General features: G+C 57.3%; 26 protein-coding genes, 2 rRNA genes and 1 pseudogene. 14 read left to right on the top strand and 15 right to left on the bottom strand.

From position 1 onward, the window contains the following. Positions 1-4: 4 nt before the first annotated feature. Positions 5-1,147 (bottom strand): ribonuclease D, encoded by a 1,143-nt coding sequence (rnd, locus tag HY028_04505; protein ID MBI3344107.1) that lies wholly within the window; start codon positions 1,145-1,147, stop codon positions 5-7. Positions 1,148-1,284: 137 nt separating this feature from the next. On the opposite strand from rnd, the gene HY028_04500 reads away from it, so the two are divergent. From HY028_04500 to HY028_04480, 5 genes and pseudogenes are all read left to right on the top strand, one after another. Beyond that, positions 1,285-1,746 carry a hypothetical protein gene (locus tag HY028_04500; protein MBI3344106.1) on the top strand — a complete coding sequence of 154 codons (462 nt, stop codon included), beginning with the start codon at positions 1,285-1,287 and terminating at the stop codon, positions 1,744-1,746. Positions 1,747-1,748: 2 nt separating this feature from the next. Continuing rightward, positions 1,749-3,104 (top strand): annotated as a pseudogene (gene mpl / locus HY028_04495) (UDP-N-acetylmuramate:L-alanyl-gamma-D-glutamyl-meso-diaminopimelate ligase). Between the two features lie 55 nt (positions 3,105-3,159). Further along, positions 3,160-3,552 carry a DUF1232 domain-containing protein gene (locus tag HY028_04490; GenBank protein ID MBI3344105.1) on the top strand — a complete coding sequence of 131 codons (393 nt, stop codon included), beginning with the start codon at positions 3,160-3,162 and terminating at the stop codon, positions 3,550-3,552. A gap of 24 nt (positions 3,553-3,576) precedes the next feature. Continuing rightward, positions 3,577-4,203, top strand: a complete 627-nt coding sequence (locus tag HY028_04485; GenBank protein MBI3344104.1) for a UbiX family flavin prenyltransferase — start codon at positions 3,577-3,579, stop codon at positions 4,201-4,203. Between the two features lies 1 nt (position 4,204). Further along, on the top strand, positions 4,205-4,804 hold the full coding sequence (locus HY028_04480) for an LON peptidase substrate-binding domain-containing protein (GenBank protein MBI3344103.1): 600 nt from the start codon (positions 4,205-4,207) through the stop codon (positions 4,802-4,804). Positions 4,805-4,905: 101 nt separating this feature from the next. Here HY028_04480 and HY028_04475 read toward each other — a convergent pair whose 3' ends face one another. From HY028_04475 to dapF, 5 genes are all read right to left on the bottom strand, one after another. Beyond that, a complete protein-coding gene (locus HY028_04475; GenBank protein MBI3344102.1) occupies positions 4,906-6,954 on the bottom strand; it encodes a VTT domain-containing protein in 2,049 nt (682 codons plus the stop codon). A gap of 5 nt (positions 6,955-6,959) precedes the next feature. Beyond that, positions 6,960-8,129: an MFS transporter gene (locus HY028_04470; GenBank protein MBI3344101.1), complete on the bottom strand. Its 1,170-nt coding sequence runs from the start codon at positions 8,127-8,129 to the stop codon at positions 6,960-6,962. Between the two features lie 75 nt (positions 8,130-8,204). Beyond that, positions 8,205-9,140 carry a tyrosine recombinase XerC gene (gene xerC, locus HY028_04465; protein MBI3344100.1) on the bottom strand — a complete coding sequence of 312 codons (936 nt, stop codon included), beginning with the start codon at positions 9,138-9,140 and terminating at the stop codon, positions 8,205-8,207. Positions 9,141-9,144: 4 nt separating this feature from the next. After that, positions 9,145-9,870 (bottom strand): DUF484 family protein, encoded by a 726-nt coding sequence (locus HY028_04460; protein MBI3344099.1) that lies wholly within the window; start codon positions 9,868-9,870, stop codon positions 9,145-9,147. Then, on the bottom strand, positions 9,867-10,697 hold the full coding sequence (dapF, locus tag HY028_04455) for a diaminopimelate epimerase (GenBank protein ID MBI3344098.1): 831 nt from the start codon (positions 10,695-10,697) through the stop codon (positions 9,867-9,869). The genes HY028_04460 and dapF overlap by 4 nt, the downstream gene beginning before the upstream one ends. A gap of 124 nt (positions 10,698-10,821) precedes the next feature. Here dapF and HY028_04450 point away from each other — a divergent pair, with 124 nt between their 5' ends. The 7 genes from HY028_04450 to HY028_04420 all read left to right on the top strand — a co-directional run bounded on the left by HY028_04450 (position 10,822) and on the right by HY028_04420 (position 13,746). Further along, positions 10,822-11,205: a DUF4440 domain-containing protein gene (locus HY028_04450; GenBank protein MBI3344097.1), complete on the top strand. Its 384-nt coding sequence runs from the start codon at positions 10,822-10,824 to the stop codon at positions 11,203-11,205. Between the two features lie 2 nt (positions 11,206-11,207). Further along, complete coding sequence (locus HY028_04445) at positions 11,208-11,579, top strand: TfoX/Sxy family protein (GenBank protein ID MBI3344096.1); 372 nt, start codon at positions 11,208-11,210, stop codon at positions 11,577-11,579. Between the two features lie 201 nt (positions 11,580-11,780). Further along, a complete protein-coding gene (locus tag HY028_04440; GenBank protein MBI3344095.1) occupies positions 11,781-12,344 on the top strand; it encodes a peroxiredoxin in 564 nt (187 codons plus the stop codon). A 74-nt stretch (positions 12,345-12,418) separates the two neighbouring features. Further along, positions 12,419-12,727, top strand: coding sequence for a DUF1272 domain-containing protein (locus tag HY028_04435; protein MBI3344094.1), 309 nt, complete (start codon positions 12,419-12,421; stop codon positions 12,725-12,727). Continuing rightward, entirely contained in the window at positions 12,621-12,845 is a 225-nt protein-coding gene (locus HY028_04430; protein ID MBI3344093.1) for a hypothetical protein, read from the top strand. Before HY028_04435 ends, HY028_04430 begins: the two co-directional genes overlap by 107 nt. 49 nt (positions 12,846-12,894) lie before the next feature. Next, a complete protein-coding gene (locus tag HY028_04425) occupies positions 12,895-13,422 on the top strand; it encodes a hypothetical protein (GenBank protein ID MBI3344092.1) in 528 nt (175 codons plus the stop codon). 21 nt (positions 13,423-13,443) lie between these two features. Next, entirely contained in the window at positions 13,444-13,746 is a 303-nt protein-coding gene (locus HY028_04420; GenBank protein ID MBI3344091.1) for an HTH domain-containing protein, read from the top strand. Between the two features lie 30 nt (positions 13,747-13,776). Here the strand turns inward: HY028_04420 and HY028_04415 are convergent, their stop codons facing one another. The 5 genes from HY028_04415 to murJ form a co-directional block, all read right to left on the bottom strand. Then, positions 13,777-14,223, bottom strand: coding sequence for a VOC family protein (locus tag HY028_04415; GenBank protein ID MBI3344090.1), 447 nt, complete (start codon positions 14,221-14,223; stop codon positions 13,777-13,779). A gap of 362 nt (positions 14,224-14,585) precedes the next feature. Further along, positions 14,586-15,053: a lipoprotein signal peptidase gene (locus HY028_04410; protein MBI3344089.1), complete on the bottom strand. Its 468-nt coding sequence runs from the start codon at positions 15,051-15,053 to the stop codon at positions 14,586-14,588. Then, the gene (gene ileS / locus HY028_04405; protein MBI3344088.1) at positions 15,046-17,886 is read right to left on the bottom strand and encodes an isoleucine--tRNA ligase; all 2,841 of its coding nucleotides are present in this window, start codon (positions 17,884-17,886) and stop codon (positions 15,046-15,048) included. The genes HY028_04410 and ileS overlap by 8 nt, the downstream gene beginning before the upstream one ends. Before the next feature lie 90 nt (positions 17,887-17,976). Beyond that, positions 17,977-18,915 (bottom strand): bifunctional riboflavin kinase/FAD synthetase, encoded by a 939-nt coding sequence (ribF, locus tag HY028_04400; GenBank protein ID MBI3344087.1) that lies wholly within the window; start codon positions 18,913-18,915, stop codon positions 17,977-17,979. A 53-nt stretch (positions 18,916-18,968) separates the two neighbouring features. Further along, a complete protein-coding gene (murJ, locus tag HY028_04395; GenBank protein MBI3344086.1) occupies positions 18,969-20,531 on the bottom strand; it encodes a murein biosynthesis integral membrane protein MurJ in 1,563 nt (520 codons plus the stop codon). Between the two features lie 218 nt (positions 20,532-20,749). Between murJ and rpsT the strand changes: the two genes are divergently transcribed. After that, entirely contained in the window at positions 20,750-21,019 is a 270-nt protein-coding gene (gene rpsT / locus HY028_04390) for a 30S ribosomal protein S20 (GenBank protein MBI3344085.1), read from the top strand. 49 nt (positions 21,020-21,068) lie between these two features. Here the strand turns inward: rpsT and HY028_04385 are convergent, their stop codons facing one another. Next, on the bottom strand, positions 21,069-21,845 hold the full coding sequence (locus HY028_04385) for a DUF1499 domain-containing protein (protein MBI3344084.1): 777 nt from the start codon (positions 21,843-21,845) through the stop codon (positions 21,069-21,071). A 163-nt stretch (positions 21,846-22,008) separates the two neighbouring features. Between HY028_04385 and HY028_04380 the strand changes: the two genes are divergently transcribed. After that, positions 22,009-22,440, top strand: a complete 432-nt coding sequence (locus HY028_04380) for a hypothetical protein (protein ID MBI3344083.1) — start codon at positions 22,009-22,011, stop codon at positions 22,438-22,440. Between the two features lie 49 nt (positions 22,441-22,489). Here the strand turns inward: HY028_04380 and HY028_04375 are convergent, their stop codons facing one another. From HY028_04375 to HY028_04365, 3 genes are all read right to left on the bottom strand, one after another. Further along, entirely contained in the window at positions 22,490-23,038 is a 549-nt protein-coding gene (locus tag HY028_04375) for a DUF4410 domain-containing protein (GenBank protein MBI3344082.1), read from the bottom strand. Positions 23,039-23,228: 190 nt separating this feature from the next. Next, positions 23,229-23,343: ribosomal RNA gene (gene rrf / locus HY028_04370) — 5S ribosomal RNA — on the bottom strand. 110 nt (positions 23,344-23,453) lie between these two features. Next, positions 23,454-23,896 (bottom strand): 23S ribosomal RNA (locus tag HY028_04365); the annotation flags it as partial.

Genomic DNA, 23,896 nt, shown 5'->3' with positions numbered 1-23,896 from the left:
GGCCCTACCCAACCTTCAGCCCGCTACCGCTCACCTGTAAACTGAGCCGTCCCTCCACGATGCCCAGCAGATCATCGCCGACCAGCGCGCGACGCCAGCCGTGCAACGGTGCGACGTCGCGCCGCCCCAACACAATGTGTTCGAGATCCTTGCGTGTCGCAAGGCTGGTGGAACTTACCCTGCTCTCCTCGCCGCGCAGACGCACTACCGCCATCAGCACATCGGCCAGGGCCGCTTGACTGCTGTCCAGCCGCGGCGGTACCTGGGGTTCCGGCCATTGCTCTTTGGGTAACTGCGCCGCGCGCGCGATCAACTCCAGAAGGTCGGCCCCATGGCGCTTAGCGGCGCCCGCCTCCAGTCCGCGTATCTTGGCGAGCCCCGCGTCATCCTTCGGCATCTGGCGCGCCAATTCAAACAGGACTTCATCGGCAAGCAACCACTTACGCGGTTTATTGGCCGCCTTGGCGCGTTCCTCACGCCAGGCGGTCAAGGCCTGCAAGATCGCCATCTGGACGCCTTTCAAGAGATGCGCATGATGAACTTTACGCCAGGCCAATTCCGGGGAACCGGCGTAACGGCGGCTGTCGGTGAGTCCGGCAAAGTCCTCGCTCAGCCAGTCCAGCCGCCCCATGCGGGACAGTTCATCGTGCTGGGCATGATAGATGTGACCCAAATAGCGCACGTCATCGGCGGCGTAGTGCACCTGCTCGGGGTCGAGCGGCCGCCGGCACCAATCGGTGCGGGTGTGCGCCTTGTCGAGTTGCACGCCGCACATCGCACGCACCAGCGCCCCGTATCCGACCTGATCGCCGTGACCCAACAGGGTCGCGGCGATCTGCGTATCGAACACGGGCCGCGGCAATTCGCCGCGCAGATCGTAGAAAATCTCCAAATCCTGCCGCGCCGAGTGCATGACCTTGACGATCACGGGATCATGAATCAGCTCCAGCAGCGGGTTCATATCAGCCAAAGCGAGCGGGTCCACGCAGGCGATAATGTCCTCGCTCGCCACCTGCAACAGACACAGTTGCGCGTAATAGGTCTTCTCGCGCATAAACTCCGTGTCTATTGCAAGCCAGCGGCTATCCTGCAACGCCTGACACAACGTAATCAGTTGTTGCGGTGTGTTAACGTAAAATTCTTGCATGAAATTATTGCGTGATAAGTAGGGGTTCCGGGGCGTGCAATTGCGCCGCCATGGTATAGAATAAGCTGTTATGCCCCGAGAGTCACGGACGCACCCGCCAGAAGGTCATGCGCTTGCTGAACATATTTAAGCTGTATATGGACATCTGTTTGCTGCGCGCCGGCCCGCAAGACCTCCCCGCTACTCAATCCGCGCTCACGTTATCGTTGCTCGCCTACACCGCCACGAGCATCGTGCTCAGCGTCACGACACAGTCGTTCGGGAGCGCCGTAGTATACGGACTCGCGGATACCTTGACCCTCGCGGCGCTTACTTATACCCTGCTGATGGTGCGCCGTCTTCCCCAGCGTCTGACGCAAACCCTCTCCGCCCTCGCGGGAACGGGGGTGGTGATCGGACTGTTCGCCCTGCCGCTCGTGCTCATCCAAAACGCCCCGCCGTTGCTGCTGTTGCTGATCACGGTTTGGAGCTTGACGGTGATAGGCCACATCTTGCGTCACGCGCTGAATGTGTCTCTGCCGATGGGTATCCTCGCCAGCATGGGCTATCTGCTGGCCTCGCTCGCGCTGGCGTCGCTGTTGGCCCCTTCGGGCCTGTAGCTATGCGCCTGCACATCCTGGGCATCTGCGGCACCTTCATGGGCGGCATCGCGCGGCTGGCCCAGGAGCTGGGCCATGAGGTCAGCGGCTCGGACACCGGCATCTATCCGCCCATGAGCACGCAGCTTGCGGACATGGGCATCACCCTCATGCAGGGTTACGAACCCGCGCATCTTCAGCCGCACCCGGATTGCGTGGTAATTGGCAATGCCTTATCGCGCGGCAATCCTGCGGTCGAATACGTGCTCGATCAGGGCTTGCCCTACACTTCGGGCGCACAATGGCTGGCGGAGCACGTGTTAAGTGACCGTTGGGTGCTGGCCGTCGCGGGCACCCACGGCAAGACCACCACCTCGGCGATGCTGGCGTGGATATTGGAGTATGCGGGGCTGAATCCCGGGTTTTTGACTGGCGGGGTGCCCAACAACTTCGACGTCTCGTCTCGGCTGGGCCGGACGCCGTTCTTTGTGGTCGAGGCCGATGAATACGACACCGCCTTCTTCGACAAGCGCTCGAAATTTGTCCATTATCGCCCACGCACCGCCATTCTGAACAATCTTGAGTTCGATCATGCCGACATCTTCTCCGATCTTGCAGCCATTGAATAGCAATTTCACCATTTCGTGCGGACTATTCCGGGTACCGGCTTGATCGTCGCCAATGACCGGGACGAGGCCATCAAGCGGGTACTGGCGCGCGGCTGCTGGACGCCGGTCGAGCCCTTTGCCAGTGAACAGGGCTGGAGCTGCGGGCCACAAGCCGCGGATGGCGGTTTTGAGACCGCCTGGCAGGGCAAGGTTCTAGGGAAAGTAACGTGGGAATTGCTCGGCGAACACAACCAGTATAATGCCCTCGCCGCAATCGCCGCCGCCCGGCACGTGGGCGTTCCTCCCACACAGGCCATCGCGGCGCTGGGGGAATTTAAGAACGTAAAGCGCCGCATGGAGGTGCGGGCCGTTGTGAAAGGCATCACTCTGTACGACGACTTCGCCCACCACCCCACGGCGATTGCCACGACCTTAGAGGGCCTGCGCCGCCGCGTAGGCGAGGCGCGCATCATCGCCGTACTCGAACCGCGCTCCAACACCATGCGTATGGGTGTGCACCGGCACACCCTCGCGCCCGCTCTCGGTCTCGCCGACAGCGTGGTGCTCTATCAGCCCAAGAATCTCGGCTGGGATTTGGGCTCCGTCGCAGCCGCCCTAGGTTCCAAAGCGCAGGTATTCGACTCCACACCCGCCATCGCGAATTATCTTGCCAGCTCCGCGCGCGCGGGCGACCATGTCGTCATCATGAGCAACGGCGGCTTTAACGGCCTACATGAAAAATTGATGAGTGCCCTAGCCGCTGCCGGCTAAATCGCATAAGGCCGCCATTCACATATTTCATGCAGGATTTACTTCAGAGAGTTAAATGCGTGTTCTTGAAAAGCTAAAGCAGCAGACTAAACGGCTTAAGCAAGAGATTTATGTCCTTTATCTCGCTGCCAAAGATCCTAGAACGCCGTGGTATGCAAAACTTATGGTCGCATTCGTTGTGGCCTATGCGCTCAGCCCCATCGATCTCATTCCAGATTTCATTCCTATACTTGGATACCTTGATGATCTGGTGTTAGTGCCTCTGGGTATTATGGCAGCAATAAGATTAGTTCCTCCCGATGTTTTAGCCGAGTGCAGAGCACAAGCGCATATTGTGATGACACAAGGCAAGCCCGTAAACTACGTTGCTGCTGTAGTGATCGTTTCTATTTGGTTAGCAACAGCGGTCTTAATTGCCGTTTGGTCATTCCGTATGCTGGCATCTTGAGTACCAGATTGAAGAGTTTCTGATATGACTGCCGCAGCCATCAGCCTTGCCATCACCGGCGCCTCCGGCGCAGTGTATGGTTTGCGTCTGCTCGAGTGCCTGCTTGGGGCGGGCAAGCAAGTGTACCTTATGGTCTCCGCGCCGGGGCAGATGGTCATCGCCATGGAGACCGGTCTCAAACTTCCTAGCAAACCCACTGAAATGGCCGCGCTGCTCAGCGCGCGTTATGCGGCGCAACCGGGGCAATTGCAGGTGTTCGGCAAGGAGGACTGGATGGCGCCGGTGGCGAGCGGCTCGAACGCCCCGGCGGCGATGGTGGTCTGCCCGTGTACCGCGGGCACCCTGGCCGCGATTGCCAATGGCATCAGCAACAATCTCATAGACCGCGCTGCCGACGTGATGCTCAAGGAGCGACGCAAACTGATTCTGGTGCCGCGCGAGACGCCCTATTCGGTGATTCACCTCGAAAACATGCTGCGCCTCGCGCGTGCGGGCGCGTTGATTCTGCCCGCCAACCCCGGCTTTTATCATAACCCGCAGCGCATCGAAGACCTGGTGGATTTCGTGGTCGCCCGTATCCTCGATCATCTGGAGATTGCGCACACCCTGACACCACGCTGGGGTGAATCTCCTCCCGACTCGGGTGAGTGAAATCGCGCTTCCGTTATTTCCCCTGAACACCGTGTTGTTTCCCGGCGGCGTCTTGACGCTGCGCATCTTTGAAGCCCGCTATTTGGACATGGTGAGCGCCTGCCTGAAACAGGACAGCGGATTTGGCGTGTGCCTGATCCGTTCCGGCGCGGAGGTAGGCCAGGCGGCCGACATCTATGAGGTCGGGACGCTGGCGAAAATTACCGACTGGACTCAGTGTGAGGACGGCTTGCTGGGCATTACCTGCCGGGGCGAGCGGCGATTTCGTATCCGCTCCCGGGCCTTGATGCCGAATCGGCTTTTGACAGGCGATGTGGAACTGCTGGCCGATGCACCCGAGCAGCCAGTACCGTCGCGGTTGCAAATGCTGGTCGCCCTATTCAAGGAATCGAACGAGCGGACGGGCTACAGTTCTTCCGCCACGATGCAAAAAGCCACACAGGCGAATTGGCTGAGTTATCGCCTCACGGAACTGTTGCCCGTTGATTTACCGGAGAAGCCAATGTTGTTGGAGCTAGACGATGAGCTGCAACGCTTGGATCTCATCGCGACGATTTTGGGCAGTGCCGGCAATCGCACCACAGAGAACGCAGAGGAATAAGATCAAAACAGTTTATTTCCCTCGGCGTCCTTCGTGGCGACGGTTTTGTCGGGCTGAACCGCCGCGCATAATTGTTAGCACCGCCCATCAGTACCTTACCCTTACTTTTTCTTACTCGCTCGCAGGACCTCTGGCTGTTGAGACCGTACCAACAGTACCTCGCCATTCCACCCGCGCGCAGAAATCGTACTCAGCGGCGTGCGCTGCACCTTCTGCCAAGAGAGATCGCCGAGCGCACCCTGTAACTCATCAAGCAAGCCATTAATCTCCGGCTCGGCGCGAGCGACGGTGAATAAGGGGAGCGGCGAGCTGAGATGCTCGCGCGTCACATTGCCTACCCATATCCCCGCGCCGCCTTCTCGCAATACCGTATCGGCATTCCACAACCGTAACACCAACCGCCTGTTCGCCTCCTGTGCAGGTTTAATCATCAGCAAGGACTCATGACGCCCATCATGCACCTTCGGCAACACCGGGAGTTGCGCGAGTTCGGGGCTGGGCGACAACCACAGCAAAAATGTCGCGGGGCCGGATGCGGGAGGCACGCTCCACCCTTGTGTCTCCAGGCGAGCCTGCAAGTCGGTCAACGATCCCGCCCATTGCAAGGTCAGGGGCTGGCTCGGTTCACCTCTTAAATCTATACGATAGGCGGGCAGCTCTTGCCAGTCGCGCTCCCACCAAGCCTGTGTGCTGAGCGCGCGGACCGGGTGCCGCGGAGCATAGTTCTGCAGGTCGTGCTCATACTGTTGAGTGATGTACCAGCCGGCGCTGATAAACAATGCCCCGGCCGCGGCGGTGATGATCGCCGATGTGCGTATCGGAGCGCCTGGGTGACGCCGGTAACTTACCCCCAGCAACGCCGACCAGATGAACGCCACGACCACACCAGCCAACAATTCTGTTAATCCCTGCGTACCGAGATAAAGACGCGACAGCGCCACCGCAATCACCATCACGCTGGCCAGGGTGTAAGGGATCCAGCGCCGCGGTCGCGGCAACTCGCGCGCAAGCAGCACCGCCAGGAACCCGTACACGACCACGCTCATGTGGGCATGCGAGAATGGAGTCGCCGTTGCTGCCACGGAGAAGCCGTTGCCACGCGGCACTTGCAGAGCGAGTTCGAGCACCGTAATCAACACCGCCCCGAACGCCCCGGCGGCGAGCCAATGCGCGGCGGCGTGCCAGTGACGCTGCGCAACCAAGCCGACTAATACGAACACCACGACAGCCCCTAGCGCACGGCCGCTCCCCAGCTCACCGAGCAACACCATCACCTCATCGGCCCACGGTGTACGCAGTCCCTGCATGATGTAGAACACGGCGGTATCCGCATGCGCCAGCGGCGCGCCCATCCATTGCGTCTCAAGCAGAGCGAGGATACCCGTTACCAACAGAATCAGCAGCGCTGCCCATATCAGCATGCCGCGCGCCTCCGGCCGCTGCGGGTCCACCAGTACAGCGGTGATTCCGCCTAACACGGGGTGCGAGCGGCTCCAGGCCATCAACCGTATCGCCATCACCTCGGCGCGTGGCTGCAGCAAACTCACCATCCGCCGTACCAGCCACACGGTAAACCACAGCAGCAGCAGCACGATCACGACCAGCACCGCCAAGCGCGTGGCCACCGCCGAGGCGAGACTGAGCGAGGCGCCGAAGATCACGCCGGGTAATATATAGCCCGGCGCCCAGGCCAACGCCGAAAGGACATTGACCACGAAGAAGCGTGCCGGAGGCATTCCCAGCATGCCGGCCACCACCGGAATCACGGGGCGCACCGGCCCCACGAAGCGGCCGAGCAGCACGCTCTTCCCGCCATGCCTATGAAAAAAGGTTTCGCCGCGGGTCAGCATCTTCGGATAGCGGCTGAACGGCCACATCATCCGCAACTGTTCATGATAGTGATGACCGAGCCAATAGCTGATCCCGTCACCCACCACGGCCCCTGCCGCGGCGAGCCCCAGCGTCGTCCAAAGCTCCAACGCTCCGGCGGCGATCAACGCGCCCACGCCAAACATCACGATAGTGCCTGGAATAAAGAGGCCAACGAAGGCCAGGGACTCGGCCAGCGAGATCAGGAAGACCGCCGCCCCGGCCCAGTGCGGGTGCAGGGCGATCCAGTCCAGGAGTGGGGCGAGATTAAGGAAATCCATAGTGCTTATGAATTGTTAATGGGCTGTGGCGTGCGCGTCAGCAAATAGAGAGCAAAGGCCACGCACACCGTCAGCGCGCCGGAAATGACGAACGCCATAGTCATCCCGAAGAACTCCCACACCGCCCCAAACCACAGCGCACCCGGCAGGGCCAACAGGCCGACCATCATATTATAAAGCCCAAACGCAGTGCCTTGAGCCCCCTTCCCGGCGAAATCGCCAATGATCGCGCGCTCCGCGCCTTCCGTAGCGGCAGTCGAGGCGGCGTAGAGAAAAAACAAGGTGATCACAGCCGCCGGATGACTGACGAAGGGCAGACCTATCAGCAACAGCGCGCGCACGCTCCAACCTACCAACACCACGGGAACGCGCCCATGATGGTCAGACCAATGTCCCGTGGGTAAGGCGACCAGGGCGCGCACCGCATGGGCAAAAGCCCACAGGATGGGAATCCAAAACAGGGTAACGCCCTGCTGGCCCAACCATAGGATGAGAAACGCATCCGGCACGGCCACCAGGGCGAGGCTGCCGGCCGTGATGACCATCGCGCGCAGCCTGGGGTGCAACAAAGACCACTGCAACGGGGGCGGTGTAATACGCTGTTTTACTGCGCGCGCGGTGCGCAATCCAAACACCAGCAAGACGACCGCCAATACCCCAGGGACTACTGAGGCCAAAAAAACCTGTTGCATAGTGAGTCCGTATGCGAGCAGGCCGCTCGCCAACAGCGGTCCGATGAACGCGCCCGTATGGTCCATGGCGCGATGCAGGCCGAATGCCTGTCCACGCTGATCGGCATTGACCGAACCCGACACCAGCGCGTCACGCGGCGAGGTGCGCAGCCCTTTACCGGCACGATCTGCGAAGCGCACCGCCATCACTACACCCCAGCTGCCCGCCACACTTAGCAGAGGTCGCACCAGATTCGATAACGCATAGCCGGTCACCGCCAGTGGCTTATGCCCCACGCCGCCGTCGCCGAGCCGGCCGGCCCATAGCTTAAGCAGGCTTGCGGTAGACTCGGCGACCCCCTCAATCAAGCCAAGAATCGCCGGACCCGCACCCAGTGTGGCCGTCAAAAACACGGGCAGCAGCGGCATAATCATGTCGCTGGCCATGTCGTTCAATAGACTGACCGTGCCCAACAGGATAACGGCGGAGGGAAGTTTGCGCATATAAAAACAGATACAAGGGAAAAGATACAAGGTACAAGGTACAAGGTAAAAAAACCGTAGGCCTTTTTGGTTATCTCATATTTTCTTTTCTCTTGTATCTTGTATCTTTTCTCTGCTTTTACGAGCGCGAGGGTGCGCCTTATCATACACCTTGGCCAGGTGCTGAAAGTCGAGGTGGGTGTAGATCTGGGTGGTGCTGATGTCGGCATGGCCGAGCAGTTCCTGCACTGCGCGCAGGTCGCCGGACGATTCCAGCAGGTGGCTCGCAAAAGAATGTCGCAACTGATGCGGATGAACCGGCGCGTCCATCCCCTGCCGTTGGGACCACTCGCGCACCCGCAACTGGACTGCGCGCGCGGTCAAGCGTTTCCCGCGCCGGCCGACGAACAGCGCGGGCTCGTCTTCTTTCGCGGACTTGATGCGCTCCTTAAGCCAAGTCTGCAGCGCGCTACGGGCATAGCGGCCAATTGGCACGACACGCACTTTATTGCCCTTGCCGGTGATGCGTGCCGTGGCGTCGGTGAGATCAATATCCCGCACATCCAACCCGACCAGCTCGGCCAGACGCAGGCCCGAGGAATAACACAACTCCATCAGCGCGCGATCGCGGCACGCCAGTCCTTCCGTCATTTTGATATCCAACAAGCGCGCCATTTGATCTACATCCAGGGTAGCCGGCAGCCGGCGCCCCGACTTGGGCGCGAGGATGCCCAGCGCCGGATTGTTGGTAAGCGCTGCTTCACGCATCAAGTAGTTGTAGAATGCGCGCACCGCGGACAATCGCCGCCGCAGACTGCGGCCGCCCAAACCGCTGCGCTGACCGCTGCTCACAAAACCGCGCACCTGGCGGCCGTTCAATGCACGCCACTCGGAAATATTTCCGGCATCGCAAAATTCAACCAGCCTTTCCAGATCGTGACGGTAGGCCGTTACTGTGTGAGGCGAGAGATTCCGCTCGTGGATGAGATGGTTGAAAAAACGCTCCAGCCAAACTTGTTCAGCGTCCTGCATGTGACTACGCTAGGTGTGGTTGCAAAGCCCGGCTGAGCAGCGCGGACAGATAGCTGAGAAATACCGTCCCCATCGCCGGGTGAAAGCGCTCGCCGTTGTAACTGCCGATGGCAAGTAAGCCGTAACTGAGTGGAGAACCCTCTTGCCCCCCCGGATGCAGCGGCAAAAGGGCGGCAGAGGCGATATCCTTGGCCTGGGATGCGAATAGATAATGCAATTGCGCAGGAGAGAGTCTGCCGCATACCGGTTTTCCGGCTTCCAGTATTTTTCTGAATATCTCCAGTTCCGCCGCATCACGCGCCACCCAGGCGGCATTCACCAGTTCGGCGTCTTCCAGTTCGGCCGCACCATTCCCGAACAGGCGCAAGTCCACAGCGTCTGCGTTCAGATCGCTCCGCAGCGTGTCGTACAACGTGTTGAAGATTTCACTCAGCGTGGCGCACCCCATCACGGCCAGCGCAAAGCGTTGCAGACATTCATTGAGACGATCATTGTCGCGTGCGATCTGCACCAGATCGGCCATCTCGCGGCGTACCTGACGGTTCTGATCGCGCAATACCGCTACCTGACGCTCGATCAGCGAAACCGCGCCTCCGCTTTCGTGCGGCACCACCAGATCCGCCAATAGGTGGGTATGAGTGATGAAGAAATCGGGATGCGCCTGCAGATATTCAATCACCTCCTTGTCGCTCAACCCCCCCGCCAACCCGTGTCTTTGTTGTGTGGTCACAGTTCGAGACTCCCCTCAAATACGCGGGCCGCCGGCCCGGTCATCCATACCGGCTCATTCGGTCCCTGCCAACTCACCTGAAGCCTCCCTCCAGGTAAATCAACCGCCACCTTTTCATCTAACCACCCTTGCCGCCGGCCCGCCACCACCGCGGCGCAGGCGCCGGTTCCGCAGGCCAGCGTCTCACCCACGCCGCGCTCGTAAACGCGCAGACGGATATGCGAGCTATCCACCACCTCCATAAACCCCACATTGATCCGCGCGGGAAACCGGGCGTGGGATTCCAGTAACGGCCCCAACTCGGCCACCGGTGCACGGCTCACATCCTCTACCCGCAACACCGCATGCGGATTGCCCATGGACACCACGCTCAACTCGACGCTACAACCATTCGCTATAACAGCATAGCTCAATGATTCAGCTTCCGCCACAAAGGGAATGTCTTTTGGATGGGTACGTGGCACGCCCATCTCCACACTCACCTGTCCATCGGTTTCGATGCGGGGCCGGATCACGCCGCACATCGTCTCCACAACGAGTTCGTTTTTGGCGGTCAATCCCTGGTCACGCACGAAACGCGCAAAACAGCGTGCGCCATTGCCGCACTGCTCCACCTCGCCGCCATCGGCGTTATAAATACGGTAGGCGAAATCCACTCCCGGCGTGCGTGGCCGTTCAATCAACAACACCTGATCGCAACCCACGCCGAAATGCCGATCGGCGATAAAGCGCGCCTGCTCAGGAGTAAGGGAGATGGACTGATTGATGGCGTCTATCACCACAAAATCATTGCCCAGGCCGTGCATTTTGGTGAACTTGACTAACATGCTCGCTAGGTTACAGTGTACGTTCAGGAATGCAAGTAGTGGCAATCACCACGCTCCTGCCGGTATGCTGACAGGAGCAGGCAGATAGACTGTACACATCTATCAACCACCATGAGGAACCAACATGAAAATTTCCAGCCCGCTGGATGCCGTCACCCACTTCGTCAACGCCATGAACCGGGGCGACCTTGAAACGGCGCTGAGCATGTATGAACCGGAGGCATCCCTCGTCATCCAACCCGGCGTAGTGGCAACGGGAACTCAGGCACTACGCGAAGCACTCGCGGGATTCGCAGCATTAAAGCCGGCGATTACGACCGAAGCGTATAAAATCATGGAGGCTGACGGTGTGGCACTTTACTCCTCGCGTTGGACTATGCGCGGAACAGACCCCACCGGAAACCCCGTGCAACTGGGTGGCCTCTCCTCAGACGTCTTCCGGCGTCAGCCCGATGGCAACTGGCTCATCGCGCTCGATAATCCTTTCGGTGCGGAGATACTAGCCTAGTGATGCCTCGGCACAGCGAGTTTGTGGAGTTTGTCATCGAACACATGGCACCTCTCGGCAGAGTGCACGCACGCGCCATGTTTGGCGGACACGGCATCTATCAAGACGACTGCATGTTTGCCATCGTCGTTGACGATAGACTGTACTTCAAAGCAGACTCCACGACTCGCGCTGAATTTGAGGCTAAAGGCTTGAGTCCGTTTACCTACATTGCGCGCAGAAAAACCGTCACCCTGCAATACTTCGAAGCCCCGCCAGAAGTCTTCGAAGAACCGGAGGCCATGCGAGATTGGGCGCAAAAGGCCTACGGGGCTGCGCTAAAAGCCAAGAAAACAAAGGTTACTCCCTCTCCCTTCGGGAGAGGGTTGAGGTGAGGGACTGCCCCGTATCCAAACCACCGTCCGCTTCGCCATTGCACAAAACGCGTCACTTATCAGCCCCGCGCGAGCACACTCCTGGCACGCTGCTCCACCTGCTTACTGGCGTTTCGCGTTTGAAAGATGATGTAACATTACACGTCATATAGAATGGCTATTTTTAGTTTGACCTGCAAAGGATCGGCCCCGGATAGAGACATGATAAAAGACCTGTACACATTGCCGAATAATCTGCCTGTGCCTGTAGATGACGGCGCGTGCGATCACCTTATGGGAAGCGCTCTACCCTCGCTTCCACTGACCAGCACTGCGGGCAGAATCGTGGATCTCAGTGCCTATACTGGTACGCTGGTCTGTTATTTCTACCCCATGCTGGGTCGTCCCGATAGTCCGCCTCTCGTCGGCTGGAACGAGATTCCCGGCGCTAGGGGATGCACACCTCAAACATGTGCGTTCCGGGATCACCATGCCGCGCTGAAACAACTCGGCGTCGAGGTATTCGGCGTAAGCGCACAAGCCCTGGAGGACCAACAATATGCCTATGCAAGACTGCATCTGCCCTTTGAGTCACTCAATGATAGGCATCTCGCTTTAACCCATGCGCTGCAACTACCCACATTTGAGTATGCGGGCTCATGCCTAATAAAGCGGTTAACAGTCGTTGCTATAGATGGCGTTATCCGAAAGGTTTTCTATCCGGTGTTTCCGCCTGACGAAAATGCGCGTGAAGTCATTGCATGGCTTACGGCGCAGCAGGTCTAACATATCGTCCCACCGAAGCGCAAAAATGACGCGCCGGCGAACTGGGGCGTTAGCCGTCACAGAAAGGAGACATTATGCTCGAACTCAGACCAACCTGCGAACACTGCAACAAACTCCTGCCACCCGACTCACTGGAGGCACGCATTTGTTCTTATGAGTGTACGTTCTGTGCCGCCTGTGTTGATAGCGTTTTGGGCAACGTCTGTCCAAACTGCGGTGGTGGCTTTGTTCCCAGACCAATCAGACCGTCGAAAAACTGGAAAGGCGGTAACTTCCTTGGCACACAGCCAGCGAGTAGCCATATTAAACACCGGCCAGTTGATCGAGAAGCTCATGCGAAGCTTGCAGCCTCAATTGGCGGTTTACCTCCTGAAAAGCGGTAGACATAAAATGAAAGCGGCTAACAAAAGCATCAGCACGGACAGTAAAGGATACGACATCAGGCTTTTTGCCAGGGAGATTTATTTCCCAATTGGATGTAAAACCAGCCAAGCCGCATAATAATAGCAGTACTTCGCACCCTTTTTAAAAACGCCCAGAGGAGAGCTCTATGAAAAGATCCGCATTAGCCGTAGTGTTGGGTGGGTTGGTGTTATTCCTGTGGGGCTTTGTTTCCTGGGCCGTATTGCCTTGGCATGAAAGTGTCGCGCACAAGTTCAGCGATGAGGCGGCGGTCGCCCAAGTGCTCAAAGCCAATGCGCCGGAACAAGGCGTTTATTATCTGCCCTTTGCAGAGGAAGATCACAAACCGGGTGAGACGGCGGCGTTTGTCAATGTCTTGCCGCAAGGCTTCGATATGAACATGGGCAAATTGATGGGCATCGGACTGATAACGCAAATCATATCGGCCTTTCTGGTATTTGTGTTGCTGCGCCAGACACGAGGTTTGAATTACCTGAGCAAAGTGATGTTTATTGCTCTCGTCGGCCTTATTATCGGTTTTGTAAGCCATGCCCCGTATTGGAACTGGTTTGGGTTTTCCACCCCTTACGTCATCGTAATTATTCTGGATACTGTCATAGGCTGGACGCTAGCGGGTTTGGTCATGGCGCGATTTACCGAAGAAAAAACGGCATAGCCTGACGTGTAGTTATACGCCATGCGCCGCGCGGATCGCCTGTTCCAAATCATCCAGATCCTGCGCACGCGCCGCATGGCGATCACGGCGCATGATCTAGCCGGGCGCCTGGAAATTTCCGAGCGCAGCGTCTACCGGGACATTCGTGACCTGATGGCTTCCGGCGTGCCGATAGACGGCGCAACGGGTGTGGGCTATGTGCTGCGGCGCGGTTTTGATTTGCCGCCCTTGATGTTCACGCGCGAGGAGATCGAGGCGCTGGTGGTAGGCGCACGCTTGGTCATGAGCCGGACGGACGGCAAACTTGCGCGCCAGACTTTTTGACGCTTTCATATAGCGGACGCTGTAAGCTACCTATTTTTTGTCTGGCAAATTGTATCCCCGATCATGCGCAAATGGGTTATTCACGCCCGCCCATTCGTGAGCCGGTACATCCACGCCCAGCTCCACTACATGCCCATCGGGATCCTGAACATAAAACCCTCTCGAGATAGTGTGATCCACCGCGCCGAGGATGCTCACACCGGCGGCCTCGCAACGTTTATGGAGTTCCGCTAACGCCTGTTCGTCGCTGACATCCAGACAAAAATGAAACAGGCCGGTATCCATCCGATTGGGTGGTTGTGCCTCTGGCCCGACCTCAACCAGCGCGAGGTCGTGATGGTGGCCACCGGCGTGGTAAAACCACATGCCAGGCCGCTCGCCGACGCGCTGCATGCCGAGCACGTCACGGTAAAAATGATCCGAGGTGCTCAGATCCTTTACCTTGAGTACTATGTGATTAACGCCACGCAGACTCATCGGAGCTTGCCATACGTTCTGATGGGTATATAGTCCTCCGTGGGTAGGCAAACGATTTTTTGTTTGCCTACCCAGGATTCAATAACAATCTCATCACAAGATGTGATCCTTATTCCCCACTTACCAGGAATGATCACCACAACTGTGTTGACCGTCTTGATGATTGAAGGTATTCGCGCAGGGTGAACCACACGTGGGGCAGACGGCGTTGCACGCAGCCAGGATTGCATGTGTTACTCGGTGGATGAATTTGATTATCTTGCTCATGGTTACCTCCATTAATGACTAATCAGTCTTAAGGACAAAACCCAGATGCACACATCAACTTCGATTTATAATCATACCACCTCCTTAGACTACGCCTAACGAGGGTGTTTATCCCCTCTCAAGGTCGTCATCAGTAATATCGCTACCCCGACTGTTATTGCCGAATCCGCGACATTAAACGGCGGCCAGTGCCACTGTTGATAATAGAAATCGAGAAAATCCACGACATAGCCGAGGCGTAGGCGATCCATCACGTTACCTAGCGCGCCACCGAGTATGAGCGAGAGCGCCGCTGCCTGCCACTTATCCGCCGCCGGCAGACGCTCCAGCCACACAATAATGGCGATACTCACCACAAGCGCGATGAGGGTGAACAGCCAGCGTTGCCAGCCGCCGGCACCGGCCAAAAAGCTGAACGCCGCGCCGGGATTATGTAGCAACGTGATGCTGAAAAAAGGCAACACGGCCACCGTCTCGTAGAGACGCAGAAAATTGCTGACCACATATTTGCTGAGTTGATCGAGAACGATCACCAGCAACGACAGCCACAACCACTTAAGCATAATACCTGACTTCGCCGTGGCCTGTAACATTGGTGACACATCTTGCGCAAATATCGGGATGCGCAGGGTGAGTACCGACATCCTCGCGATGGTGCCAGCAGCGGATACATTTTTTATGTTTGGAAGGCATCGCCCTGATCCACAGCCTGCCGTTGAGACTTAAGGCCGGTTCGGCATCAGCGGGGCGTTCTTGAGCAGAGTGTACACGGGCATAAGAGGTAATCAATACAAAGCGCAATTCGTCATCGAGACGGGTCAACACATCGCTTAGTTTCTCGTCGCAGTAAAGATCCACTTCCGCGTCCAGCGAAGAGCCGATACTACCCGCGGCGCGCAGCTTTTCAAGCTCACGGCCGACATCCTCACGCACGGCGCGGATTTGTTCCCAGAGATTCATGTGTCTTTCCGCTTCCTTCGTAGAATAAACGCCGGGCAGTTCGTACCAGCCTCCCAAAAAGACCGACGCGCCTCTGTCCCCCGGCGCATGACGCCAGATTTCCTCCGCGGTAAAGCTCATAATGGGCGCAAGCCAGCGCACCATCGCCTCCAACATGTAATAGATTGCGGTTTGCGCGGATCGCCGCGGCTTGCTGTTTTTCTGCGTGGTGTATTGGCGGTCTTTGATGATGTCGAGATAAAAGCCACCCAAATCGAGCACGCAGAAACTGTGCAACTCCTGATAGATCCGGTGAAACTCAAAAACATCATAAGCCTGTTTGATATTGACTTGCAGCGCGTCGGCGCACGCCACCGCCCAACGGTCTAGGGCCACCATATCAACTGCCTCAACCTTGTCCTTGGCCGGATCAAAGCCGTGTAGGTTGGCCAGCAAAAAGCGCACAGTATTCCGGATGCGCCGATAGGAATCGGCCGTGCGCTTTAATATTTCGTCCGATACGTTCATCTCGTAACGATAATCGGCGGAGGCGATCCACAGGCGCAAAATGTCCGCCCCCAAGGCGCCGATGACCTTCTGTGGCGCCACCACGTTGCCCTTGGACTTGGACATCTTCTCGCCCTTGGCATCCACGGCAAAGCCGTGTGTGAGCAGGGATTTATAAGGCGCATCGCCGCGCATGGCAACCGAGGTTAACAAGGACGACTGGAACCAGCCTCGATGCTGATCGGAGCCTTCCAGATATAAATCGGCAGGCACGCCATTCAACTCGGCACGCTGTTCCAGCACGCAGGCGTGCGTAACGCCGGAATCAAACCACACATCCAGCGTATCCGTGACCTTATCATAGTGCGCCGCTTCGTCTCCCAACACCTCGTTAGGAATGAAATCAAACCAGGCGTCAATGCCTTCTCGCTCGACCCATTTAGCGGCCTGTTCGATGAGCTTCTCGGTGTCAGGGTGCAGTTCACCGCTCTCTTTATGGACAAACAGCGCAATCGGCACACCCCAGGTACGCTGACGCGAGATACACCAATCGGGACGTCCTGCCACCATGCCCTCGATGCGCGCCCGGCCCCAATCCGGCACCCATTTTGTCTGCTCAATCGCATATAAGGCGGCACTGCGCAGACCTTTTTGTTCCATGCCGATAAACCACTGCGGCGTGGCACGAAAGATAATCGGGGTCTTGTGGCGCCAACAGTGCGGATAGCTATGCCGCAGCGCTTGGTTGTGCAGCAGCGCGCCGCGTGTCTTTAGCATTTCGATCACCGCATCATTGGCCTGCCAGACATGCAGGCCGGCGAAGTGCTGCGTGCTGGGTAAAAACTTGCCGTCACCGCCCACCGGGTTGTCCACGGGCAGACCGTAACGCTGACCGACGACGTAGTCATCCTGACCATGCCCCGGCGCGGTATGCACGGCGCCGGTGCCGGCCTCGGCCGTGACATGATCGCCCAGAATGACCGGCACTTCCCGATCATAAAACGGGTGTTGCAACTTGACGCCTTCAAGATCGAGGCCGCGTGCATAGGCAACCACATGATAGTCATCCATCCCGTAGCGCATCATGACATCTTTCATCAGTCGCTCCGCCAACACCAAGCGCTCAGGGCCGAGTTCACCCGAGCATTGCACGACGACATAATCGAACTCCGGATTGAGCGCCACAGCGTGATTCGCCGGCAAGGTCCACGGCGTCGTGGTCCAGATGACCACCGAGATAGGTCCTTTCCCTTCATGCTCCGGCGCCACGCGGCAGCGGCTCAACAACGCCGCTTCGTCACACACGGCAAAGCGCACATCTATGGCGGGCGAAGTCTTGTCCTCGTATTCGACCTCAGCCTCGGCCAGCGCCGAACCGCAGTCCACGCACCAGTGCACCGGCTTAAAGCCTTTGTAGACATGACCACTCTTAACTACACGCCCGAGTGAACGAATGATGTCGGCCTCGAACTTGAAGTCCATGGTGAGATAAGGATGCTTCCAATCGCCCACCACACCCAAACGTTTGAAGTCTTCGCGCTGACTGTTGACCTGAGTGGTCGCATATTCACGGCAGGCCTTGCGAAAGGTCTTGGCGTCCACCTTAACACCCGCCTTGCCGATCTTTTTCTCGACCATCAGCTCGATGGGCAGGCCGTGGCAATCCCAGCCCGGCACATAAGGCGCGTCAAAACCGCTCAAGGTCTTGGCCTTGACGATAATATCCTTGAGCACCTTGTTGACGGCGTGGCCAATGTGGATCTCACCATTGGCGTAGGGTGGACCGTCGTGCAGGACAAACTTTTCCCGCCCCCGCCCGGTTTCACGCAATTTGCCATACAGCCCGATCTCATCCCAATGGTGTAAAATCTCCAACTCGCGCACAGGCAAGTTCGCCTTCATCGGAAAATCAGTCTGCGGCAAATTCAAGGTATCTTTGTAATCAATCACTACCAGCCTCTCACCTAAACTCTAAAAGCCCAACGCAAAGTTGCAAAGACGCTAAAAATCTTTGCGACTTTGCGTTCTGCATTTTTTATTCTAACGTGCGTGATAATTCAGAAAAAACTCACGCGTCTGTTCGCAATCCTTGGCTATCGCATCTTTCAATTCGTCCAACGAATCATAGCGCACCTCATCGCGCAACTTGTGTAAAAACTCCACTTGCACATAGCGCCCGTAGATGTCCTCATTAAAATCCAGCAGGTGGACCTCCAGCAGGCAGCGCGTCCCCTTGAGGGTGGGCCGGGTCCCGACGTTGGCGGCCCCCGAAACAGGCTCCCGGCTGAGGCCGAACATCTCCACTACAAACACGCCTTGCAGGGGCGCCGTCTTGCGGTGCAAATGAATGTTCGCCGTCGGAAAACCAAGCCTGCTCCCCAGCTTATCACCGTGCGCCACACGTCCTGACATGCGGTACGGCCGTCCCAATAATTTTTCCGCAGTAGTGAAGTCACCCGCTGCAAGCGCCTCACGAATGCGCGTGCTGCTCACGCGGATGTTGTCCACACTAAAGGCATGCATGTTCACGACTTGGAATCCATATCGCGCACCCGCCGTTTGCAACATGGCGAAATCTCCCCGGCGGTCATGCCCGAAACGAAAATCATCGCCGGCCACCAGATAGCGCACCCCTAGTCCCTCCACCAGCAGTCTTTGTATGAAATCCTGTGCCTCCATACTGGCCAGTTTCTCATCGAAGCGCAGACACACCACCCGATCCACCGAGTAGCGCCGCAAGGCCTGCATTTTCTCCCGGAACCGGGTCAACCGGGCCGGGCTCTGGCTATGGGCGAAAAACTCCCGCGGCTGCGGCTCAAAGGTCACTACCACGGAAGGTAACCCAAGCTCGGCCGATTTCCCGGCTAACTGACCTAATACCGCCTGATGACCGAGATGCACTCCGTCAAAGTTGCCGATGGTCGCCACACAACCGTGGTGGCGAGGGCGCAGATTGTAAAGACCCCGGATAAGCTCCATGTGGCCACGCATGCATTTATAAAACGCTTATTGTAACGGACATCCTGTATTCATCACCGACTTCCTGGTTTCAACACCAAGGCCTTTAAGCGCAACCCGAACATCCATAAGCTGACGAGGTACGCCAAGGCGGCGGCGGCAATGAGTAAAACCAAGCGCCCGCCGCGCGTCACGGCTGGCCATTGCAACCACTGTGATAAATCCCCCATCGCCACCCACAGTACGGCCGCCATGATCAGACTGGCCCCCGCGATGCGCGCCGCAAACGCCCTCCAGCCCGGCGCGGCCTGATAAGCGCCGGTCTTACGGAGCGCGCCATACAACAGCCCGGCATTGAGAAACGCGGCGAGCGCCGTGGCCAGGGCGATACCCGCATGGCCCACGCCGAATTTGGCAAGCGGAATCACAAACAGCACGTTGAGCAGCATATTGGTCAGCATGGCAATCACGCCGATGCGCACCGGCGTGCGCGTGTCCTGCCGCGCGTAAAACGCGGGCGCGAGTATTTTGATAAAGATATAACCGGGCAATCCCACGCCGAAGGCCATCAAGCTGTAGCTCGACATTAGCACATCGTGCGCATCGAATTCGCCGTAACGAAACAGCGTTGTGAGCAACGGCCCCGCCAATAGCACCAGCCCTATGGTAGCGGGCGTACTGATCAGTAATACCCAGCGCATCGCCCAGTCCAAGCTCTGCGAGAATTTCTCCGTCGAGGCCTGCGCGTGCTCCCGCGAAAGATTCGGCAGCATCACAGTGGCGAGCGCAATGCCGAACACACCGAGCGGAAACTCCACCAACCTATCAGAGTAGTACAACCACGATACGCTGCCAGCCACCAGAAACGAGGCGATCAACGTATCAAACAGCAGATTAATCTGCGTCACCGACACGCCGAAGATCGCGGGCAACATCAGCTTGATAATGCGCCGCACACCGTCGTCTCGCCAGCCCCAACGCAAACGTGGCAATAACCGCAGACGCTTGAGATACGGCAACTGAAACAAGAGCTGCATCAAGCCGCCAAGAAATACACCCCAAGCGAGCGCGGTCACCGGGTGTTCGAGGCGCGGCGCCAGCCAGATCGCGCAACCGATCATGGCGAGATTCAAGAACACCGGAGTAAAGGCCGGCACCCCGAAGCGGCCATACGTGTTTAATATCGCACCGCTCATCGCCGCCAGAGAAACAAACAACAGATAGGGAAAGGTGATACGCAGCATCGTCACCGTTAAATCATAGCGATCCGCCTCATCCAGAAAACCGGGGGCGAAGATCACCACCAGCAACGGCGCGGCGATCACCCCGAACAGGGTGACGCCGAACAAAACCAGGCCCAGCGCACCCGTGACATGATCGGCCAGCAAGCGCACCTCCTCATGGGCGCGCTGTTCCTTATATTCCGCCAGCACCGGCACAAAAGCCTGCGAAAACGCGCCCTCGGCGAACAGCCGCCGCCAGAAATTGGGGATGCGAAACGCGACAAAAAAGGCGTCCGCGCCGCTCCCCGCGCCGAACAGGCGCGCGATAACCATGTCGCGGACAAAGCCCAGCACACGCGAGATCATGGTCATGGAACCCACTACAGCGGTGGACTTAAGGAGGTGTCGGCTCAGCGTAATACTCCATCGAAAGGGCTACTGATGCAGGCAGTTCGGCAGGTCATCTCTATCTAATCTTGGCTAAGTCATTATTATCTCAGAATTTAGCCTGCCCCCGCGCGGCCTTAATGCGCGTGAGGGCACGGTTGCCATAGATTACTCTAACTTTGACAGGGAAGGCCAAAATTGGGATAATAACCGGCTTTCTGGTAAGCAATTTTGGGAGTTACATCTTGGCTAACACACCACAAGCAAAAAAGCGCGCGCGTCAGGCGGAAAAGCACCGCCAACATAACGTGGCCATGCGCTCCATGGTACGCACCACCATCAAAAAGGTCGTCAATGCCATCGCCGCCGGCGACAAGGTACAGGCCACGGCCGCTTACCAAGCCTCCGTACCCTCCATCGACAGCATGGCGCGCAAGGGTCTCATCTCCAAAAACAAGGCTGCCCGTCACAAGAGCAGATTAAACAGCCGCATTCGTACTCTAGCCGCGGGTTAGATCACAGGGTTCGCTGGCCCCAGCGAGCTGTGCCCGGTCTCGGCCTGAATCACCCCGAAGCCGCCGCTTCCTTCAGCTTTTTCAGGTAGGCTTCGATCCTTCTGGCATTCGTGCCCAAGTCGCTCACCCCGACACGCGACACGGAACGCACATCCACCCGGCTGCCCTGCTCCGCCGGGGTGATGCGTATCACCACGTCATCCTTGAACCCGAACCAGCGCGTAGTGGCGGTCGCCTCGATACGGCCTTCGCTGGGATTTTCGTCCACGATGAACCAACCCATCTCCCGTGCGGCGCTCAAGGCATGCTGAAAGGCTTGGCCGGGCGGTATACTCAGCAACATCGGCACGATGTACGGATAGGCCTTGGCCTGTAAGGCGGCAACTTCCGGTCCGGCATACTGCGCCGAATTCCGCGCATTTTTACGTAGCGGCAACACCGCCACAAACTGCGGAGGATTTTGCGTATCCGTCGTAATATCGTGGATGGGCGGCGCCTGGCTCGCGGTACGCAACCAGTTAAGCGGCGCCAGAACAACCACAAGGGCGATCACCAGTCCAGCCCCCGCCCAGACCAGCCCACGCCGGCGGCCTGCCTTATACCCCAGCAAGAGACCCACGAGTGACAGCAAAATGGCCGCAATACCGGCATAGACCGCCCACTTAAGAAATACAAAACCGGTTCCAAATTCCCACCACTTCCATCGCGATCCCAGCCCGGACAACAGCGCCGTCAGCGCGCCACTCGCGGCGAGCCAAAAAGCTGCGATGGCTACGTACCGGTATGGTGTATGCTGCCCTTGAGAACCGCTTTCTATCCGCTCCATAGGCGCATCAAACCTTCGTTTGATCCCAAAGGCCTTATCTAACTCCAATAGCGGCCAAAACACAAACGAATTGTGGAATCAGTATAATGACGGTAGAGTACCTCTAGAAATAGTGACGCATTCTTAGAGGGCCCGGTATTACCTTTCAACCGTTAGGATTCCCATGAAACCCGCCGGCCGCACCACTCAATCCTTCAGGCAGAAAACCCGCCTCTGGCGAAGAGTATTGATCATTGCGCTCATACTGGGGGCCGCCGGCATTCTAATTAGCCTGCTGCCGCGCGGCTATTCACGCGATCTATCCCTGATCGGCAAGGGTGGCAATGTGGTGGTGCAGATCCACGACCACAACCAGGTCTCCAGTCAATTACTCATGGATGAAATCAATAAAGTGAGGAGTAACTACGAAGGGCGTGTGACCTTTCTGGTGGCGGATGTATACACAGCGGAGGGTAAGGCATTTGCCGATAAACAGAATATTCACAGCGCGGCACTGGTTTTCTTCGCCCCCAACGGCGAAAAGCTAACTACTCTTTATGGACAGCAGGATGCGGAAACCATTGGCAAGACCTTGAACGAAACGTTTCATTACTAAAACCCCTGCAAGGCACTTCTTGCAGGGGCTATCGATTCTCTCCTGGTCTTCAATGCCCAATAGAAGCGGCTTTATTTTCGCCAGTGAGCTCTGCGACGAGCAGTTCTGAGAATTTTTCATAAAGCCAGTTCATCCGGGTGTCGTCTTGCCCTCCACCGAATCCACCCAAGGCATAAGAGGCTGACACCTCAAAGTGGTTGACCGGTTTATTCCCCGGGCCCTGGACCTCTACATTCCCAACGATTCTGTCATCACCGGCCATAAAGCCCCACATGATTGCATTAAATGTCGAACGTACCCGCACATCCGTAATAGTCACTTTCAAATTGCTCTGAGCGGAATTGCTCATCAAACCCTTATTCTCCAAACGGCGCTTCACCATGGTACTCAGCGCATCGGGGCTGAATTTTATATTCTCATCCAGCTTGCCTTTTACCTCCGGTGTTAGATCCAGCGTCACGCTGCTGAATTTCTGCGTTGCGTAGGCTTGTACCATTGTGGGCTTGGGATCATTTTCCGATCGTTTAACTGTGCCTGCGCAAGCACTTAGCGCGGTTATCATTGGAAGCAGTAACAAGAGTCGGTAGGTTTTGGTCATTTTTCTCCCCTTAAGATTAGAAGTTGAGGTCGTAATGGTTTGAAAGGATGACTCAGGATACTCAAAACTGTCGCATGATTCCAGGGGGTGAGCAGCGAACGCCGCGCCAGGAAAGGTTACTTGAGATGCCTTAAAAACAACGAGCAATAAAAAACCCCGATGGTTTAAGCCATCGGGGTTCGGATATAAAACCTGGCAGTGACCTACTTTCGCATGGGACCTCCCACACTATCATCGGCGCTGAACGCTTTCACTTCCGAGTTCGGGATGGGATCGGGTGGTTCACGCTCGCTATTGCCGCCAGGCAAACTGGCTACCGACAGCGCTCACTGTCAGTAAAAAATCGGGAAGTTGTTGCAAGGCTTTGGGTATATACACATATTCAACCTTCTAACACTTCATCCAGTCTGGTTAGACTGCTTGGGTGTTATATGGTCAAGTCTCACGGTCAATTAGTACTGGTTAGCTACGCACATTACTGCGCTTCCACACCCAGCCTATCAACGTCGTCGTCTTCGACGGACCTTTAGGAGAGTCAAGCTCTCAGGGAGATCTCATCTTGAGGGGGGCTTCCCGCTTAGATGCTTTCAGCGGTTATCCCGTCCGTACATAGCTACCCGGCGGTGCCATTGGCATGACAACCGGTACACCAGAGGTACGTCCATCCCGGTCCTCTCGTACTAAGGACAGCTCCTCTCAAATCTCCAGCGCCCACGGCAGATAGGGACCGAACTGTCTCACGACGTTCTAAACCCAGCTCGCGTACCACTTTAAATGGCGAACAGCCATACCCTTGGGACCGGCTACAGCCCCAGGATGTGATGAGCCGACATCGAGGTGCCAAACTCCCCCGTCGAT

This window comes from Gammaproteobacteria bacterium, from assembly GCA_016195665.1.
In the GTDB taxonomy this organism is placed as follows: domain Bacteria; phylum Pseudomonadota; class Gammaproteobacteria; order SURF-13; family SURF-13; genus JACPZD01.
Note: the sequence above shows the minus strand (reverse complement) of the source record. Positions and strands in the feature narration are given on the sequence as shown.

Bases quoted from the DNA above. Each gene is read 5' to 3' on its own strand.
- rnd (MBI3344107.1), bottom strand. From the start codon at position 1,147: ATGCAAGAATTTTACGTTAACACACCGCAACAACTGATTACGTTGTGT.
- HY028_04500 (MBI3344106.1), top strand. From the start codon at position 1,285: ATGGACATCTGTTTGCTGCGCGCCGGCCCGCAAGACCTCCCCGCTACT.
- HY028_04490 (MBI3344105.1), top strand. From the start codon at position 3,160: ATGCGTGTTCTTGAAAAGCTAAAGCAGCAGACTAAACGGCTTAAGCAA.
- HY028_04485 (MBI3344104.1), top strand. From the start codon at position 3,577: ATGACTGCCGCAGCCATCAGCCTTGCCATCACCGGCGCCTCCGGCGCA.
- HY028_04475 (MBI3344102.1), bottom strand. From the start codon at position 6,954: ATGGATTTCCTTAATCTCGCCCCACTCCTGGACTGGATCGCCCTGCAC.
- HY028_04470 (MBI3344101.1), bottom strand. From the start codon at position 8,129: ATGCGCAAACTTCCCTCCGCCGTTATCCTGTTGGGCACGGTCAGTCTA.
- xerC (MBI3344100.1), bottom strand. From the start codon at position 9,140: ATGCAGGACGCTGAACAAGTTTGGCTGGAGCGTTTTTTCAACCATCTC.
- dapF (MBI3344098.1), bottom strand. From the start codon at position 10,697: ATGTTAGTCAAGTTCACCAAAATGCACGGCCTGGGCAATGATTTTGTG.
- HY028_04450 (MBI3344097.1), top strand. From the start codon at position 10,822: ATGAAAATTTCCAGCCCGCTGGATGCCGTCACCCACTTCGTCAACGCC.
- HY028_04445 (MBI3344096.1), top strand. From the start codon at position 11,208: ATGCCTCGGCACAGCGAGTTTGTGGAGTTTGTCATCGAACACATGGCA.
- HY028_04440 (MBI3344095.1), top strand. From the start codon at position 11,781: ATGATAAAAGACCTGTACACATTGCCGAATAATCTGCCTGTGCCTGTA.
- HY028_04435 (MBI3344094.1), top strand. From the start codon at position 12,419: ATGCTCGAACTCAGACCAACCTGCGAACACTGCAACAAACTCCTGCCA.
- HY028_04425 (MBI3344092.1), top strand. From the start codon at position 12,895: ATGAAAAGATCCGCATTAGCCGTAGTGTTGGGTGGGTTGGTGTTATTC.
- HY028_04420 (MBI3344091.1), top strand. From the start codon at position 13,444: ATGCGCCGCGCGGATCGCCTGTTCCAAATCATCCAGATCCTGCGCACG.
- HY028_04415 (MBI3344090.1), bottom strand. From the start codon at position 14,223: ATGAGTCTGCGTGGCGTTAATCACATAGTACTCAAGGTAAAGGATCTG.
- HY028_04410 (MBI3344089.1), bottom strand. From the start codon at position 15,053: ATGCTTAAGTGGTTGTGGCTGTCGTTGCTGGTGATCGTTCTCGATCAA.
- ribF (MBI3344087.1), bottom strand. From the start codon at position 18,915: ATGGAGCTTATCCGGGGTCTTTACAATCTGCGCCCTCGCCACCACGGT.
- HY028_04385 (MBI3344084.1), bottom strand. From the start codon at position 21,845: ATGGAGCGGATAGAAAGCGGTTCTCAAGGGCAGCATACACCATACCGG.
- HY028_04380 (MBI3344083.1), top strand. From the start codon at position 22,009: ATGAAACCCGCCGGCCGCACCACTCAATCCTTCAGGCAGAAAACCCGC.
- HY028_04375 (MBI3344082.1), bottom strand. From the start codon at position 23,038: ATGACCAAAACCTACCGACTCTTGTTACTGCTTCCAATGATAACCGCG.